Origin of the sequence: Thauera sp. K11, from assembly GCF_002354895.1 — a bacterium.
GTDB classification, from domain to species: Bacteria; Pseudomonadota; Gammaproteobacteria; order Burkholderiales; family Rhodocyclaceae; genus Thauera; species Thauera sinica.
Map to the genome: position 1 here is coordinate 521,450 of NZ_CP023439.1, position 16,112 is coordinate 537,561.

The 16,112-nt window shown below is 63.4% G+C and carries 14 protein-coding genes, 1 tRNA gene and 1 pseudogene; 13 read left to right on the forward strand and 3 right to left on the reverse strand.

Features of this window, described 5'->3' with window-relative positions; all coding sequences use genetic code 11:
- Positions 1–17 precede the first annotated feature (17 nt).
- A complete protein-coding gene (locus tag CCZ27_RS02450; protein WP_096445207.1) occupies positions 18–2,471 on the reverse strand; it encodes a Lon protease family protein in 2,454 nt (817 codons plus the stop codon).
- 298 nt (positions 2,472–2,769) lie between these two features.
- Here CCZ27_RS02450 and CCZ27_RS02455 point away from each other — a divergent pair, with 298 nt between their 5' ends.
- Positions 2,770–3,345, forward strand: a complete 576-nt coding sequence (locus CCZ27_RS02455) for a hypothetical protein (protein ID WP_157748414.1) — start codon at positions 2,770–2,772, stop codon at positions 3,343–3,345.
- Here the strand turns inward: CCZ27_RS02455 and CCZ27_RS02460 are convergent.
- Positions 3,322–3,861, reverse strand: a complete 540-nt coding sequence (locus CCZ27_RS02460; RefSeq protein WP_096445209.1) for a CYTH domain-containing protein — start codon at positions 3,859–3,861, stop codon at positions 3,322–3,324. The two genes, CCZ27_RS02455 and CCZ27_RS02460, sit on opposite strands and share 24 nt — an antisense overlap.
- A 108-nt stretch (positions 3,862–3,969) precedes the next feature.
- On the opposite strand from CCZ27_RS02460, the gene CCZ27_RS02465 reads away from it, so the two are divergent.
- The 8 genes from CCZ27_RS02465 to CCZ27_RS02500 all read left to right on the forward strand — a co-directional run bounded on the left by CCZ27_RS02465 (position 3,970) and on the right by CCZ27_RS02500 (position 11,521).
- Positions 3,970–4,473, forward strand: a complete 504-nt coding sequence (locus tag CCZ27_RS02465) for a hypothetical protein (protein ID WP_096445210.1) — start codon at positions 3,970–3,972, stop codon at positions 4,471–4,473.
- A 148-nt stretch (positions 4,474–4,621) separates the two neighbouring features.
- Positions 4,622–4,912, forward strand: coding sequence for a co-chaperone GroES (groES, locus tag CCZ27_RS02470; protein WP_004262792.1), 291 nt, complete (start codon positions 4,622–4,624; stop codon positions 4,910–4,912).
- A gap of 54 nt (positions 4,913–4,966) precedes the next feature.
- Positions 4,967–6,610 (forward strand): chaperonin GroEL, encoded by a 1,644-nt coding sequence (gene groL / locus CCZ27_RS02475; RefSeq protein WP_096445211.1) that lies wholly within the window; start codon positions 4,967–4,969, stop codon positions 6,608–6,610.
- A gap of 300 nt (positions 6,611–6,910) precedes the next feature.
- Positions 6,911–7,597 carry a response regulator transcription factor gene (locus CCZ27_RS02480; protein ID WP_096445212.1) on the forward strand — a complete coding sequence of 229 codons (687 nt, stop codon included), beginning with the start codon at positions 6,911–6,913 and terminating at the stop codon, positions 7,595–7,597.
- A complete protein-coding gene (locus CCZ27_RS02485) occupies positions 7,572–9,056 on the forward strand; it encodes a sensor histidine kinase (RefSeq protein WP_096445213.1) in 1,485 nt (494 codons plus the stop codon). Before CCZ27_RS02480 ends, CCZ27_RS02485 begins: the two co-directional genes overlap by 26 nt.
- A 165-nt stretch (positions 9,057–9,221) precedes the next feature.
- A complete protein-coding gene (locus tag CCZ27_RS02490; RefSeq protein ID WP_096445214.1) occupies positions 9,222–9,530 on the forward strand; it encodes a DUF485 domain-containing protein in 309 nt (102 codons plus the stop codon).
- A complete protein-coding gene (locus CCZ27_RS02495) occupies positions 9,527–11,245 on the forward strand; it encodes a cation acetate symporter (RefSeq protein WP_096445215.1) in 1,719 nt (572 codons plus the stop codon). Before CCZ27_RS02490 ends, CCZ27_RS02495 begins: the two co-directional genes overlap by 4 nt.
- Positions 11,246–11,445: 200 nt before the next feature.
- Positions 11,446–11,521 (forward strand) — tRNA-Phe (locus CCZ27_RS02500).
- Positions 11,522–11,697: 176 nt separating this feature from the next.
- Here the strand turns inward: CCZ27_RS02500 and CCZ27_RS02505 are convergent.
- A pseudogene (locus CCZ27_RS02505) lies at positions 11,698–12,629 on the reverse strand (IS110 family transposase).
- Between the two features lie 195 nt (positions 12,630–12,824).
- Here CCZ27_RS02505 and CCZ27_RS23235 point away from each other — a divergent pair.
- The 4 genes from CCZ27_RS23235 (at position 12,825) to CCZ27_RS02515 (ending at position 15,949) form a co-directional block, all read left to right on the forward strand.
- Complete coding sequence (locus tag CCZ27_RS23235; RefSeq protein WP_157748415.1) at positions 12,825–13,790, forward strand: hypothetical protein; 966 nt, start codon at positions 12,825–12,827, stop codon at positions 13,788–13,790.
- A 154-nt stretch (positions 13,791–13,944) separates the two neighbouring features.
- Positions 13,945–14,205: a hypothetical protein gene (locus tag CCZ27_RS02510; protein WP_096445216.1), complete on the forward strand. Its 261-nt coding sequence runs from the start codon at positions 13,945–13,947 to the stop codon at positions 14,203–14,205.
- Positions 14,202–14,513: a hypothetical protein gene (locus tag CCZ27_RS23240; protein ID WP_157748416.1), complete on the forward strand. Its 312-nt coding sequence runs from the start codon at positions 14,202–14,204 to the stop codon at positions 14,511–14,513. Before CCZ27_RS02510 ends, CCZ27_RS23240 begins: the two co-directional genes overlap by 4 nt.
- A complete protein-coding gene (locus CCZ27_RS02515; protein ID WP_096445217.1) occupies positions 14,510–15,949 on the forward strand; it encodes a YfjI family protein in 1,440 nt (479 codons plus the stop codon). Before CCZ27_RS23240 ends, CCZ27_RS02515 begins: the two co-directional genes overlap by 4 nt.
- Positions 15,950–16,112: the final 163 nt, after the last annotated feature.

Here is a 16,112-nt window from a genome sequence, read left to right on the forward strand (position 1 = left end):
GCGCCGGCCCGGTTGCATCAGGAGCCGGCGCTTCCCGGGCCTTCCGTGGCGGACGCGGCCTTCTTCTCTTCGTCTTCCGGTTGCCGCGAGAACTTCCTGTGCATTGCGGCGAGCTTGCGGAGCCCCTCCGCGATGCGGGCGTTCATCGAGCCTTCGGCCATTTCGCCCTTTTCGTCCGGTTTGCCGGCGGGCAGGCCGGTGAGCAGTTCGAGCGCCTCGTCGACGTCCTGCACCGCCCACACGCGAAAGCGCCCCTCGCGTACCGCGGCCACCACCTCGGGGCGCAGCATCAGGTGGCAGGCGTTGGCGCGCGGGATCAGCACGCCCTGTTCTCCGGTCAGGCCGCGGGCGGCGCAGATGTCGAAGAAGCCTTCGATCTTCTCGTTGATGCCGCCCACCGGCTGCACCACGCCGAACTGGTTCACCGAGCCGGTGACGGCCAGCGACTGCTTCAGCGGTACGCCCGACAGGGCCGACAGCAGGGCGGCAAGCTCGGCCAGCGAGGCGCTGTCGCCCTCGACGCCGCCGTAGGACTGCTCGAATACCAGGCTGGCCTTCAGCGACAGCGGCAGCGTCAGGCCGAAACGCGACGCGACGAAGGACGACAGGATCAGCACGCCCTTGGAATGGATGGGGCCGCCCAGCTTGACTTCGCGCTCGATGTCGACGACTTCGCCTTCGCCGACGCGCACCGTGGCGGTGATGCGCACCGGATGGGCGAAGGTGCTCTCGCCCAGCAGCACGACGGCCAGGCCGTTGATCTGGCCCACGTGCCCGCCGTCGGTGGCGACCAGCAACTGGCCGCGCAGGATGCTGTCGACGTAGCGCTCCCGGATGCGGTCGTTGCGCCGGCGGCGGGCGTCGAGCGCGGCCTCGACGTGCCGCTCTTCGATGCGTGTGGCCTCGGCCTTGGCGGCGAAGTGGTCGGCCTCGCGCATCAGGTCGCTCAGCGGCAGGGTCTGGGTGGTCAGACGCTGGGCATCGCTCGCGAGGCGGGCCGCATGTTCGATGGTGCGCCCCACCGCGGCGGCCGACAGCGGCCGCAGGCCGTCGCGGCGCGCCAGCGTGGCGACCAGACGGGCGTAGGCGGCGGTGTTGTCCGGGCTGCGCTCGATCTCGCTTTCCATGTCGGCGTTGATCTTGAACAGCAGCGGGAACTCGGTGTCGTACTGGCACAGCAGGTAGTAGATCAGGCGCTCGCCGACCAGCACCACCTTGAGGTCCAGCGGCATCGGCTCGGGTTCGAGCTGCACCGTGCTGGTGAGGCCGATGATGTCGGACAGCGACTCGATGCGGATGCGGCCGGCCTTCAGGCAGCGCTTGAGCCCTTCCCAGGCGTACGGCTGCGACAGCACCTTGACCGCGTCGAGCACCAGGAAGCCGCCGTTGGCCCGCTGCAGCGCACCGGCGCGGATCAGCGTGAAGTTGCTCATCAGCGTACCCATGTGCACCACGTGCTCGATGCGGCCGACGAGGTTCTGCAGCGTGGGATGGTCTTCGGACACGACAGGGCGGGTGCCGTCGGCCGGGTTCTCGACCAGCAGGTTCACCAGGTAGCGCTGCACCGAGAGGCTGCCGGAGTAGGTGGTGGTCTCGGTGTCGCCCTCGCTCTGCGAGGATTCGCGCAGCGATTCGCCGGTCTCGACGATGTCCTGCAGTACCGCGTCGAGATAGGCGACGACTTCGGGCAGGTCGGCATAGGCCGGCTTGAGGTCGTCGATCAGGTGGGTCACGGTGATGCGCAGCGCTTCGCTGCCGGCCTGCTTGATGCGGTTCTGCAATTCGCGGCGCCAGCGCGGGAACTCGTTCGTCAGCTTGTGCATGCGCTCGTGCATCGTCTTGATGTGCGCCGCGAGTTCCCGCTGCCGTTCCTCGGGAAGCCGTTCGAATTCCTCCTGCGACAGCGTGGTTCCCTCACCCTTCATCGGCACGAAGGCGAATCCGTGCGGCGTGCGCAGCAGCGCCACGCCGAGTTCGGCGGACTCGCGGCCGAGCGCATGCAGCGCAGCCTCCTCGCGCTGTTTCTGTTCCTCCTGCATCGCCTCGATGCGGCCGCGGTATTCGTCGCTTTGGAATACCGCGGTGATGGCCGGCGCCAGTTCCTCGACGAAGTGCTGCATGTCGTCGCGCAGGCGGGCGCCGCGGCCGCAGGGCAGCCGCAGCAGGTCGGGCCGGGCGGCGTCGGCGAAGTTGTAGACGTGGCACCAGTCCGCCGGGCGATCCCCGTTGCGCCGCTCGTCCTCGAGCAACTGGTCGACGATCGCGTGGCGGCCGCTACCCGTCTCGCCGAGCACGAACAGGTTGTAACCGGTGTGCCGGATGTCGAGGCCGAGCCGCAGCGCTTCGACGGCGCGTGCGTGGATCAGCGCGGCGTCGAGTTCCGGAAGCTCGTCGGTGTCCCGGAACTGCAGCGACGCCGGATCGCACGCGGTGTAGAGAGCCTGCGGCGGGAGCGAGGTGGACGAGGACATCGGACGCACCTTGTGTGGTTTTTGTGCCAAGCATAACCGTGCCCCCTTGTTGCGGCAAAGCCGCAAGGTGCAGGATTCCGGCGGCGACGGGCGCGGCGGGTTTGCCTGGCGCGAGACCCGGCCAGGCGGGGTCGCCCCGGCACGGCTTCACACGATTCGTGAGCAAGTGCGCGAGACTTTGCCGGCTGCAGTCGCACAATCAACGTCGATAAGCGGAGGATCGCCGCGGCGGTGCCGGAACGGATGTCGGACCGGCGGGCCGGAGCGGCGCACGTGCCGCAGCGCAGCGGGAGGTTCCGTGCGCGACATGAAGCGGGAGAAAAAAATGCTGTCACCAACCACCATCTCCAACTACCAGACGCAGTCGCTGGCCAACGCCAGGGATGCGGCGATGCTCACCTTCGACACGCTGCACCGGCTCGGCGGCCTGTCCCTGCATGCGCTGCAGGCGAGCGCGGACACGTCGCTGCGGCGGGCCATGGCGCCGGCCGGGAGCGCCGGCGATCACAGCATGGCCGAGGAGTTGCGCGGCCTGTTCCACGAATCCCTGCACCTGACGTCGGGCTGGCTGATCGACCTGGTAAAGGTCGCCGAGGCGCAGTGGGGCATATCGCACCGCTGTGCGCACGCGGCCGTACGCGAGTTGCACAAATGGGCGCCGCGTGAACTCGAAACGACCGTCAGTGCACTCGACCTGGCGCTGGATGCTGCCGAAAGCGCCACCGAAAACCTGGCCGATGCCGGCGTGATGGTGGTCAAGCGGCTGGAGGACGAGAGTGAGCTGCTCTGCGCCAGGCCGGTGGAAGCAGGAACCCGGAAGCGCGCGACCGCCGCGCCCCGAGCCGTTCGCTCAATGCGCGGCGATAATCCCTGAAACCCCGGCGGAAAAGCCCGGGGGCGCGGCGAAGTCGGCCGGTTCGAGCGGCCGGACCGGCCCTTCGAACTGGGCCAGGACGTAATTGCCGTAGCGGCGATCGTGCGTGACTTCCTGCCCGATCCAGGGCGGCAGGACGAGCGGCGTCCGCTCGTCCTGCAGTTCGATCTCGGCGATGACGAGGCCCGCATGCCGGCCTTCGAACACGTCGACCTCGAAGGCTTGACTGGCGAAGTCGACGACGTAGCGGGTCTTCTGGATGACGCGGTTGCCGCAGTAGAGCGCCAGCATGTGCTGCGCGTCCGCGACCGGGATGGGGTATTCGAATTCGTCGCGCGACAGGCCCTCGCGCGGACCCTTCAGGGTCAGGAATGCGCGGTCGGCGCGCACGCGTACCCGTGTAGACATGGCGCCGGGTTCCTTTGCCACATAGCCCTGCACGATGCGTTCGCCCTTGCGGCCGTCGAGGAAACGGGTCTCGCAGACGAGGAACTTGCGTTCGATTTCTGTGGCCATGAGGCACCGGGGAAACACGCGGGAATCGAATTGTAGCAAACTGATTCCGATGCGCTGTTGCGGTGCAAAAAGACTTTCTTATGGGCGCAGAAGGGCGGTGCCTGGAACATGCAAGAGACCGATCTGATTTCGCTCGGTGCGGGGGCGCAGTGGCTGTCGGCGCAGACAGGCCGGAACTGGACGCCCGCCCTGCTGATCGACCGTCTCCTTGCGCGCGGCGGGCCCGGGGTGTGCGCACTGCTGCCCAGGGGCTGGGCCTTGCTGAGCGCCGACGACGGTGAGCCGACGCGGCTGGCGCGGGCCAGCGTGTTCCGGGTGGCCGATGGCGAGGATTTCCTCGAACAGTTCGCGATGTTCGGCGACCTGTCGATCGCCGGCGGCATTCCCGGCCGGCTCGTCGATGCTGCGGGCCGCGGTTTTCGCAGCGTCGCGCCGATTCCGGCGGCAATGCTGCGGCTGATGCCGGAGGAACTGCACGCCCTGGCCGCCGCCGCGGGCGCCAGACCGGCTGCCACCTTCATGCGCCGCGTCGCGCAGATGCGCGCCCAGGCGCATGACCGCTCCCGCGATGCATCCGGCCCCGACGCTGGCGGATCCGCCCCGCAGGATTGAGCAGGACTTGAAATCGCGCTACCTCGTCCCTATTATTAGCACTCGTTGGCAGTGAGTGCTAACAGCCCCGTGCGATGTCCGCACGGTAAAAGCGAATTCCCCGGCGGGCTCGTCCCGCAACAGTCGAAACCTGGTAGGAGAGAACCTGATGAAGATTCGTCCCTTGCATGATCGCGTGATCGTCAAGCGCCTTGAGGCAGAACGCAAGACCGCCAGCGGCATCGTGATCCCCGACAGCGCTGGCGAGAAGCCCGACCAGGGCGAAGTGCTGGCCGTCGGCAACGGCAAGATCCTGGACGACGGCAAGGTGCGTCCGATGGCCGTCAAGGTGGGCGACAAGGTGCTGTTCGGCAAGTATGCCGGCCAGGCCGTGAAGGTCGAAGGCGAAGAACTCCTCGTCATGCGCGAGGAAGACATCATGGGTGTGGTCGAGGCTTGAAGCCTCCCGCACGCCCTGGACAGCTAACCGAAACAATTCCGGAGTTCTGAATAAATGGCAGCTAAAGAAGTCAAGTTTGGTGATTCCGCCCGCGAGCGCATGGTCGCCGGCGTCAACATCCTCGCCAACGCCGTCAAGGTGACCCTGGGCCCGAAGGGTCGCAACGTGGTGCTCGAGCGCTCGTTCGGCGCCCCGACCGTGACCAAGGACGGCGTTTCCGTCGCCAAGGAGATCGAACTGAAGGACAAGTTCGAGAACATGGGCGCGCAGATGGTCAAGGAAGTCGCTTCCAAGACTTCGGACATCGCCGGTGACGGCACCACCACCGCGACCGTGCTGGCCCAGTCGATCGTGCGCGAAGGCATGAAGTTCGTCGCCGCCGGCATGAACCCGATGGACCTCAAGCGCGGCATCGACAAGGCCGTCGTGGCCACCGTCGAAGAGCTGAAGAAGCTGTCGAAGCCCTGCTCGACCAACAAGGAAATCGCCCAGGTCGGCGCGATCTCGGCCAACTCCGACAGCGACATCGGCGACATCATCGCCCGCGCCATGGACAAGGTCGGCAAGGAAGGCGTGATCACCGTCGAAGACGGCAAGTCGCTGCAGAACGAACTCGACGTCGTCGAGGGCATGCAGTTCGACCGCGGCTACCTGTCGCCGTACTTCATCAACAACCCGGACAAGCAGGTCGCCATCCTGGAGAACCCGTTCGTCCTGCTGTTCGACAAAAAGATCTCCAACATCCGCGACCTGCTGCCGGTGCTGGAACAAGTCGCCAAGGCCGGCCGTCCGCTGCTGATCATCGCCGAAGACGTCGAAGGCGAAGCGCTCGCCACCCTGGTGGTGAACAACATCCGCGGCATCCTCAAGACCTGCGCCGTCAAGGCCCCGGGCTTCGGCGATCGCCGCAAGGCCATGCTGGAAGACATCGCCATCCTGACCGGCGGCCAGGTCATCGCCGAAGAAGTCGGCCTGACGCTGGAAAAGGCCACGCTGAACGATCTCGGCCAGGCCAAGCGCATTGAAGTGGGCAAGGAAAACACGATCATCATCGACGGCGCCGGCGAAGCCGAGCGCATCGAGGCGCGCGTCAAGCAGATCCGCGTGCAGATCGAGGAAGCCACGTCCGACTACGACCGCGAGAAGCTGCAGGAGCGTGTGGCCAAGCTCGCCGGCGGCGTTGCCGTGATCAAGGTCGGCGCCGCGACCGAAGTCGAGATGAAGGAGAAGAAGGCCCGCGTGGAAGACGCGCTGCATGCCACTCGCGCCGCGGTGGAAGAGGGCATCGTCCCGGGCGGCGGCGTCGCGCTGCTGCGTGCCCGCGCCAACCTGGCCGGCCTGAAGGGCGACAACCACGACCAGGACGCCGGCATCAAGATCGTGCTGCGCGCGATGGAGCAGCCGCTGCGCGAGATCGTCGCCAACGCCGGTGACGAAGCCTCGGTGGTGGTGAACAAGGTCGTCGAGGGTTCCGGCAACTACGGCTTCAACGCCGCCTCCGGCGAGTACGGCGACATGGTCGAGATGGGCGTGCTGGACCCGACCAAGGTCACCCGCACCGCGCTGCAGAACGCCGCTTCCGTCGCCGGCCTGATGCTCACCACCGACTGCATGGTCGGCGAACTGGCCGAAGAGAAGCCCGCCCTGCCCCCGATGGGCGGCATGGGTGGCATGGGCGACATGGGCATGGGCATGTAATTGCCGCGCCCGCAGCCCCGGTGCATCGGGGCTGCAGTCCTGCAGCCATGTGACGACGGCCCCGCCATGTGCGGGGCCGTCGTCCGTTCACGCCTGCGAACGGCGCATCGCCGCGCACCTGCCGGTGCGAGGCGTGTGATAATTCAAACGTCTTGCGGGGAAAAGTCGGCGGGGAGCGGCTGCGGGCCGCTCCCCGGAACGGGCCGCGTGCGGCGCCCGTTCCCGAAGACCGAGCAAAAGGAGAACAGCGGGGGCGACTTTACGGATACCCGCTTACATTCAACTTACATCCGGAATCTCATGCGCATTCTGCTGGCGGAAGACGATCCGGTCATTGCGGACGGCATCGGGCGGGCGCTGCGACGCGGTGGCTATGCGGTCGACCATGTGGCGGACGGGGCGGAGGCGGATACCGCCCTGGCTTCGCAACCCTACGATCTGCTGATCCTCGACCTCGGACTGCCGCGCCTGCCGGGTATCGAGGTGCTCAAGCGCCTGCGCGCGCGCAAGTCCGCGGTACCGGTCCTGATCCTCACCGCCCAGGACGGCGTGGATGACCGTGTGCGCGGGCTCGACGCCGGTGCCGACGACTACCTCACCAAGCCGTTCGCCCTGCCCGAACTCGAGGCGCGCGCGCGTGCGCTGACGCGGCGCGGCACCGGGCAGGCGCGCTGCATCGAGGTCGGGCGGCTCAGCTACGACCAGGCCGACCGGGTGGTGAAGATCGCCGGCCAGGTGGTGGATTTCTCTGCGCGCGAGATCGGCCTGCTCGAGGTCTTCCTGCTGCGGGTGGGCAGGCTGGTGAGCAAGGACCAACTGGTCGACCACCTGTGCGGCTGGGGCGAAGAGGTCTCCAGCAATGCCATCGAGGTCTACGTGCATCGCCTGCGCAAGAAGCTCGAAGACAGCGGCGTACGCATCGTGACGGTGCGCGGCCTCGGCTACTGCCTGGAAAACCCGGATGCGACCCCGGCGGCGAAAATCTGACAGGACTTCCGTACGCGGGCGGGCGTCGGCCCAGCCGAACTCGCTGTTCGGCGAGATTCTCGACTGGATGCTCGCGCCGCTGCTGTTCCTGTGGCCGATCTCCATCATCGTCACGCACAACGTGGCGGACAACATCGCCGGCCAGCCCTACGATCGCGCGCTGGCCGACGCGACGCGCACGCTGGCGCGCTTCGTTGCCGTCGAGAACGGGCAACTGACGATGAGCTTCCCGGCGCCGCCGCGGGCGCTGTTCCGTGCCGACCAGGACGACGTGCTGTACTACCAGGTCACGAACGAATACGGCGAGATGCTGAGCGGCGACGCCGACATCCCGCCTGCGCCGCGGCCGCCGACGCCCATCATCGACGAAGTGCTGTTCCGCGACGAAGTGATACAGGGCGAGGAGGTACGCGTCGCCTACCAGTTCCTGCGCCCGCCGGGCGGCAACGGCTTGCCGATGGTGATCGTGCAACTGGCCGAGACGCGCAACAAGCGCACCGACCTCGCCTCGCGCGTGGTCACCGGCGTGCTGCTGCCGCAGTTCGCCATCATCCCGCTCGCGGTGGTGCTGGTGTGGGTCGGCCTGTCGCGCGGCATCGCGCCGTTGAACCGGCTGCAGAGCCTGATCCGCGTGCGGCGCCCCACCGACCTGTCGCCGGTGGAGCCGGCAAGCGTGCCCGAAGAGGTGCGCCCGCTGATCGTCGCCTACAACGGCATGATGGTGCGCCTGGAGGAAAACCTCCAGGCGCAGCAGCGCTTCATTGCCGATGCCGCGCACCAGATGCGCACGCCGCTGACCGGTCTCAAGATGCAGACCGATCTCGCGCTGCAGGAGACCGACCCCGAGCAACTGCGTCGCTCGCTGGCGCACATCGCCGAAAGCACCGACCGCGCGGCGCACCTCATCAACCAGTTGCTGTCGCTGGCCCGCGCCGAGGCCAGCTTCGAGAAGCTCTACGCCGTCGAGCCGCTCGATCTCGGGGCGGTGGTGCGCGAGGTGGCGCAGGATCTCTTTCCGCGCGCGCTCGCCAAGGGGATCGACCTCGGCGTGGAAGATGCCGGGCAGCGCCTGCAGATCGAAGGCAACCCGGTGCTGCTGCGCGAGATGATCAAGAACCTGATGGACAACGCCATCAAGTACACCCCGCGCGGCGGCAGCGTGACCGCGCGCACGCGGCACGCCGGCGCACCGATCTTCGAGATCGAGGATACGGGCGTCGGCATCCCGGAGGCCGACCGCGAGCGGGTCTTCGAACGCTTCTACCGCGTGCTCGGCAGCGGTGTCGATGGTTCGGGCCTGGGCCTGCCCATCGTGCGCGAAATTGCCGAGCTGCACCGCGCCACCGTTTCGCTGAGCCCCAATCCGGCAGGGAAGGGGACGCTCGCTCAGGTCGTCTTTCCGCGCAGCCAGCGCCAGGTTCCCCCGCCGGTGCACGGCGACTTCTATCCGCTGGGGTGAGCCTTCCAGGCCGGCAGGTCTGCCGCGCGCCGAAGAGCGGCATTCAGGGAATTTCTTCCTTGATAAACGAATGTTGCATTTCGTAAGCCGATCGTAAGTCTCCGGGGCTAACTTGTCGTCGTCCGGGCGAGAGCCCGGTTCGTCCAATTGCGAGTGGAGGGAGATATGGAAGAAGATCTGGTGAAGAAAATCACCAACAATCCGAAATACCAGCAGTTGGTCAGTACCCGTACGTCCTATGGCTGGGTGCTGACCGCCATCATGCTGATCGTCTATTACGGCTACATCGCCCTGATCGCCTTCGACAAGGAGTTCCTGGGCAAGCGTCTGGGCGAGGGCGTGATGACCGTCGGCATTCCCGTCGGCCTCGGCGTCATCCTGTTCACCATCATCATCACCGGCATCTACGTTCGCCGCGCGAACTCCGAGTTCGATGCGCTGACCCACGACATCGTCAAGGAGAGCGGCAAATGAGCGGGCGTTTCGTGCGTTTTTCGGCGGGCCTGATGCTGGCCGCCCTGTCGGCGGCGGCGCTGGCGGCGGGTGGCGACCTCGGCCAGGTGGAGAAGCAGGCCACCAACTGGACGGCGATCACCATGTTCGCGGTGTTTGTCGTCGGCACCCTGTTCATCACCAAGTGGGCGGCGGCCAAGACCAAGTCCGCGGCGGACTTCTACACTGCCGGCGGCGGCATCACCGGCTTCCAGAACGGCCTCGCGATCGCCGGCGACTACATGTCGGCGGCTTCCTTCCTCGGTATCTCCGCGGCGGTGATGACCAGCGGCTACGACGGCCTGATCTACTCGATCGGCTTCCTCGTGGGCTGGCCGGTGATCACCTTCCTGATGGCCGAGAAGCTGCGCAACCTCGGCAAGTTCACCTTTGCCGACGTGGCGGCCTACCGCTTCCAGCAGACGCCGATCCGTGCCTTCGCGGCATCGGGCACGCTGGTCGTGGTGGCGTTCTACCTGATCGCGCAGATGGTCGGTGCCGGCCAGCTCATCAAGCTGCTGTTCGGCCTCGAGTACTGGATGGCGGTCGTCATCGTCGGTGCGCTGATGATGGTCTACGTGCTGTTCGGCGGCATGACGGCGACCACCTGGGTGCAGATCATCAAGGCTTGCCTGCTGCTCGGCGGCGCGTCCTTCATGGCCTTCATGGTGCTGCTGAACTACGGCTTCTCGCCCGAGGCGCTGTTTGCCGACGCCGTCCGCGTCAAGGTCGGCGTGGCCACCGCGGCCGGCAAGGCGCCGGAAGAGGCCGGCATCATCGGTCAGGCGATCATGGGTCCGGGCTCCTTCATCAAGGACCCGATCTCCGCGATCTCCTTCGGCATGGCGCTCATGTTCGGTACCGCCGGCCTGCCGCACATCCTGATGCGCTTCTTTACCGTGCCGGATGCAAAGGAAGCCCGCAAGTCGGTGTTCTGGGCCACCACCTGGATCGGCTACTTCTACATCCTGACCTTCATCATCGGCTTCGGCGCCATCGTGCTGGTCTCCACCAATCCGCAGTTCCTCGACGCCAAGGGCGGCCTGGTCGGCGGTGGCAACATGGCGGCAATCCACCTCGCCAACGCGGTCGGCGGCAACGTCTTCCTCGGCTTCATCTCCGCGGTCGCGTTCGCCACGATCCTGGCGGTGGTCGCCGGCCTGACGCTGTCGGGTGCCTCGGCGGTGTCGCATGACCTGTACGCCACGGTGTTCAAGCACGGCAATGCCGACTCTGCCTCGGAACTGCGCGTGTCCCGCATCACCACCGTGGCGCTCGGCGTCATCGCGGTGATCCTGGGCATCGCGTTCGAGAAGCAGAACATCGCCTTCATGGTGTCGCTGGCCTTCGCGATCGCCGCTTCGGCCAACTTCCCGGTGCTGTTCATGTCGGTGCTGTGGAAGGACTGCACGACCCGCGGCGCGACCATCGGCGGTTTCCTCGGCCTGATCGTGGCGGTGGGGCTCACCGTGGTGTCGCCCTCGGTCTGGGAAGCCACGCTGGGCAATCCGAAGGGTTCGGCGCTGTTCCCCTACACCTCGCCCGCGCTGTTCTCGATGGCTGCCGGCTTCATCGGCATCTGGCTGTTCTCGATCCTCGACAACAGCCAGCGTGCGAAGGAAGACCGCGCCGGCTACCTGGCCCAGCGCGTCCGTTCCGAAACGGGTATCGGCGCAGCCGCCGCTTCCGGCCACTGAGTCGCAGGTGCTGCCGGCCTCCCCAATGGGCCGGCAGCGATGTTCCGCACACGGCGGACGCCTTGCCGGGCGTCCGCCGTGTTTTTTCATGGCCGTCCGCGCAATGCGTTTCCGTGGGCACCCGCACAAGGGATTCCATATGCGTGTATTCCGAATGTGATTGACAGGGTGGGAAAGCCCGCTATAATGCGCCCTCTGTTGGCCAGTTAGCTCAGTTGGTAGAGCAGCGGATTGAAAATCCGCGTGTCCGTGGTTCGATTCCGCGACTGGCCACCATTAAAACAAGCACTTAGGCCAACCCTTCGGGGTTGGCCTAAGTGCTTTTTGCGTTCATGTAGGCACCATGTAGGCATTTGAGAGCAACGGCGATCCATATAAATCAATAAAGTACAATAGCGTAATTTACGATTGAGTAACCGTCTGCCGAGTCAAGCCAGATGAAGCGAATAGTCTCAAGGGGTGTTGGTTCGCACCATGGCGTTCAGCATGGTCAGCGGCTTGCACATGCAGGCGGTCAGGGCGACCTTGGGCAATTTGCCAACAGCAATCAGGCGCTCGTAGAAGACCTTGATGGCGGGGTTGTGCCGAGCGATGGTCAGGCGGGCATGTACAACGCGGCGAATCTCGAAGCGCCCGCCTTGTATGTACCGTCGGCCGTGGCTGGTGCCCGAGTCGTTGGCCGTCGGTGCCACGCCGACGAACGCGGCGATCTGGCGGCGGTTCAGTCGCCCCAGCTCGGGAAACTCGGCAGTCAGGCTGGCTCTGGCCGTCGGGCCGATGCCGCTGGCCGAGTACGACAGCTTGTCGAGCGCAGCGTAATGTTCGCGCACGTGGCCGACCATCTGCGCCTCGACCTCGTCGAGTTGCTTGCGGATGGCCTCGATCATCGCCTTGATGCTTGGACGCACCACGGGGATGGCCAACTGCAACCGCTGGCGCTCGGCCAGCGGTTGCAGTTGGCGGCGGCGAGTGACCATCGCGGCCAAGACTTGGTGCTGGGTGTCGGCGAGCGGGCGGATGGGGCAGGCCAGGTCCTCGCGGCGCGCCAGCACTGCGGCGAACTGCGCGAGCAGGCGCGCATCGATTGCATCGGTTTTCGCCAAACGCCCCATCGACTTGGCGAAGTCGCGCGCCTGACGCAGATTGACCACCGCCACGGGAAGGCCGGCCGCCTGCAGCGCGCAGGTAAGAGCGGCCTCATAGCCGCCGATGGCTTTCTATCACGACCAGGGCCACGCCCAGCGGCTGCAGGGTCGCCGCCAGCGCCGAGTGGTCCTCCGTATCGTTATCGAAACCGCTGGGCATCGCGCTTGGCGCCCAGCACTGCGACATCGACGTGCGCCTTGGACACGTCGATGTCCACCGCCACTGAGATTACAGACATGATTTTCAGATTCGTTGCTTGTGCAAGCGCTCTCGGAAAAACCGGGGCGCGTAACCGTTCGGGCTTCACGAAGACCGGCGCGGCGGTCGTGCGCCATCTACTCATAGACGGGCTCACAGTCCCAAGCCAAAACCAGGCTGTACGGGCCGGTCTGGTCGCCTCAACGACTCCCAAACTCTACCGCGGCGGTCTGGTATGAAACATACAAGCCAAGAAAGGGTCAAGATGCCCAAAGGAGGGGTGATTCGCATCCTTGATCTAACACTTGCGATTGCAGAGGCTATTTGCCCGACGAATGTAACGGGGGTGGATTGCATTGTAGGAAAGCGTGCCGTGAGCCCCAGCGTCGGCGGCACTTCTACGAAGAGTGCGCTGGTAGGAATGGTGTTCGGGCTTGCCGAGCAAGATAGGGAGATGTTTTCGCGGTTACTGCCTACTCTTCCGCCGCTGAGGCTTCCGATGGACGAAGGGGAGCTTCAGGCTTTCATGGAGGCATATCGAACCCATCCGGATCGCCCTCAAGATTGGGAGCCAGTTCTCCAAGACGCCAAAGCCAGAAAAGAAGAGCAGTTAATAATCGCTGGCCGGCATATGAAGCATATTAATAAGATGCATGCAGAAGGGGACATCCACTTCTTAGATGGCAGTCATACTCCAATTCCTGAGCACATTTACGGTACGTGTATTTCAAAAAAAAGCGCTAGCCAATATCTCGAAAGGTGTGGGCTGGAAGTAGACGACGAGGGAGGGCAGGCATACGCGTTATCAACTGATGAGACTCAGCCCAATCGTGAAGAAGGGCGCATGGCTGACGGAAATAGAGCCCCAGTAAGCACGCTCCCTGACAGCGTAAAGGAGTGCTCAAGTTCAAGCGATCGGTCAGCACTACACGCACAGTTGATGGCATTCAGCTTTCGTGGAGACTTGTCTTCCACGATTCCCAAAGCCATTAAAACGGCATCAGATCCTACTGACCATCATGCGGTCTGGGAAGAGCTAATCAAATTGGCGATAAACAAGACGCCCCCCCTTCAAGGAACATCCAACGGGAAAATTTCTTATTTAGATAGAAATGGGAAAGAAAATTTTTTTGAGAAAAGCATGTTGACAAAGCGAATAAAGCACGCGCTGAAAAGAATAAAGCCCCATAGCAGATCATAGCAGGCATAGCAGACCATAGGGGACCATAACTCATCAGCCGCATTCCGGTTGGCTCAAACTCCACCTCGTCGATTCACATCGTGCCGTAAGGGCGAGAGTGAGTTGATGCGGAAGCGACCACGCGAGATGTGTCGCAATCGAGTAAGGAGTCAAAATGGATATCATCAAAATGGCGCTGGCCCGAGAGAAAGCTGAAAGTGAAGTTGGATTGGGGACGGACGCGTTTGCGGCGAACAACCACGTCAAAGGGCAATCCGTTCGCAAACGATACTGTCAAACTGGCAGCTATTTCGGCGTCCGCCCCGTCAAATTGGCGAATCGCCGCCTCTTGTGGCCCGCTGTCATCGTGACGCGTGATATTGCGAAGGTCGGGAATGATGAATCCATTGCTGGCGAAAGTGGGGTGGCAGGATGAATGCGCCCAGCAAGGATGGAAACCAGCCTATCAGTGACATTCATTGTGTGCCGAAGCAGGTCACAGCTTCAAGTTTGAGCGAGGCAATCAAATCCCTGCCGCCCACTGGTATCGCTGTATTTCAACAACGGTTTGCCGAGGTCTACGATGACATCGCAGATGCGTTGGAGAGAAAAGTCGGCCGTAAGGAAATCATCACAACGCTGGCAGAACATGGTCTAAAACTGCATCATACCCAGTTTTCGGCGTTGCTCAGAGCTGAGGCCGTACGTCGTGGTGATGCGGTGAAATTGGAGGTGACGCGATGAATGCTCCCTTCCTCAATCAACAGTATCCGATCGACGCCTTCCCGCACATCGTCGAGGACGCGCTTATCGAAGTCAATGGCATCGTTCAGGCGCCGATGTCCATGACGGCCTTGTCCTTCTTGAGTTCGATGTCAGCGATCATTCAACGTGTTGCAGATGTTCGCCTTCCTACGGGCCAGGTGAAACCTGCATCTATTTTTGCACTCGTCGTTGCTGAAAGCGGTGAGCGCAAGACGGCAATCGACGAACTCATCGCGTCGCCGATCAGGGAGCATGATGAGGCCGAAGAGCGTCGGTTCGTCAAACATCGCGATAATTTCGTGAAGGCGATTGACCGCTGGCAGTCAACTCGAACCGCGCATATTAAGCGTATGTCGAAGCTCGCCGAAAAGGGGGAGCCGACCGATATGATTGAGCACAAGCTGGTCGAACTGGACACCATCAAACCAATGGAACCGCGTTTGCGGCGGCTCGTCCGGCAGGACATGACGAACGCGGCGTTAATGTCTGCTCTTGAAGGTGACGGTGAGGCTGTGTTCGTCAATGCCAGTGAAGGTGATGTTGCCCTCAAGAGCGACTTAATGCAGCAACACTTCGCCACTTTGAACATGGCTTGGGGTGGTGAATCTATCCTGACTGACCGTGCTACCGATAGTCGTACAGCTACGAATCCGCGTTGCACGTTGTCGGTGATGGTGCAACACGAAGTGCTCGAGAAGTTCATGATGAAACGTGGTGACGTGCTGCGTAGCTCTGGATTTCTCGCGCGTTGCTTGGTTACACGCCCCATGTCAATGATCGGCAATCGCTTCGTTTTAAGCGAACCTCCACAATGGAAACATTTGGACGTTTTTCACGCTCGCCTCCGGAATATTCTTGAGGAAGGTGATCTGCGACTTGTGGCAGACGTTCCCCGTCGCACCATGGAGTTCGACAATGAGGCGCGTCGTCAGTGGGCCTCCCATGCGAACAAAGTCGAGACGATGCTGCGCGAGGGCGACTATTTGTACGAAGTACGCGACTTTGGCGCGAAATTGATGGAACACGTTGCTCGCGTCGCAGCCATTCTTCATGTCTTCTCGTGTCAGGAAGGCAAGATTACTGTCGACACCGTTGAACGCGCATTTTCGATTGTGTGGTTCCATGCGGAAGAGTTTCGACTGCTGTTCTCGCCATCGCTTGAAGTCCCGCAGGCAGTCATCGATGCTGAAAAAATCGAGCGCTACCTGCTGCACAATGTTTGGATGAACGGATGGGATACGATCCATCGCAACGAGATGCATCGTATCGGCCCGGTTCGTGGGCTGGATCGTTTCGTTCCCGCCATCGACGTTCTGGTGTCGCAAGGCAGGATTTGGATTACGCAAGCCCATCGAAAAGCACCACTCGTCGTCAACCTGAACCCGGCATTTTTCAACGTCCCCCGTCTCATGTAATCGTCGGGAATTGACAGCCGTTTTGTTGCGCTCGATGCGCTCGTGCGATTTTGTCGCACGAGCGCATCGTTTTTTTTTATCCCTACCTCAGCTAAAACTGAACCGCCCTCTGTACGCTTCCGAAGCGGACTCTGTCCATAACTCCGTATACGGTGGAGAGAAC

Bases quoted from the DNA above. Each gene is read 5' to 3' on its own strand.
- CCZ27_RS02510 (WP_096445216.1), top strand. From the start codon at position 13,945: ATGGATATCATCAAAATGGCGCTGGCCCGAGAGAAAGCTGAAAGTGAA.
- CCZ27_RS02490 (WP_096445214.1), top strand. From the start codon at position 9,222: ATGGAAGAAGATCTGGTGAAGAAAATCACCAACAATCCGAAATACCAG.
- CCZ27_RS23240 (WP_157748416.1), top strand. From the start codon at position 14,202: ATGAATGCGCCCAGCAAGGATGGAAACCAGCCTATCAGTGACATTCAT.
- CCZ27_RS02515 (WP_096445217.1), top strand. From the start codon at position 14,510: ATGAATGCTCCCTTCCTCAATCAACAGTATCCGATCGACGCCTTCCCG.
- CCZ27_RS02450 (WP_096445207.1), bottom strand. From the start codon at position 2,471: ATGTCCTCGTCCACCTCGCTCCCGCCGCAGGCTCTCTACACCGCGTGC.
- CCZ27_RS02485 (WP_096445213.1), top strand. From the start codon at position 7,572: ATGCGACCCCGGCGGCGAAAATCTGACAGGACTTCCGTACGCGGGCGG.
- CCZ27_RS02495 (WP_096445215.1), top strand. From the start codon at position 9,527: ATGAGCGGGCGTTTCGTGCGTTTTTCGGCGGGCCTGATGCTGGCCGCC.
- CCZ27_RS02465 (WP_096445210.1), top strand. From the start codon at position 3,970: ATGCAAGAGACCGATCTGATTTCGCTCGGTGCGGGGGCGCAGTGGCTG.
- groL (WP_096445211.1), top strand. From the start codon at position 4,967: ATGGCAGCTAAAGAAGTCAAGTTTGGTGATTCCGCCCGCGAGCGCATG.
- CCZ27_RS02480 (WP_096445212.1), top strand. From the start codon at position 6,911: ATGCGCATTCTGCTGGCGGAAGACGATCCGGTCATTGCGGACGGCATC.
- groES (WP_004262792.1), top strand. From the start codon at position 4,622: ATGAAGATTCGTCCCTTGCATGATCGCGTGATCGTCAAGCGCCTTGAG.
- CCZ27_RS02460 (WP_096445209.1), bottom strand. From the start codon at position 3,861: ATGGCCACAGAAATCGAACGCAAGTTCCTCGTCTGCGAGACCCGTTTC.
- CCZ27_RS23235 (WP_157748415.1), top strand. From the start codon at position 12,825: ATGAAACATACAAGCCAAGAAAGGGTCAAGATGCCCAAAGGAGGGGTG.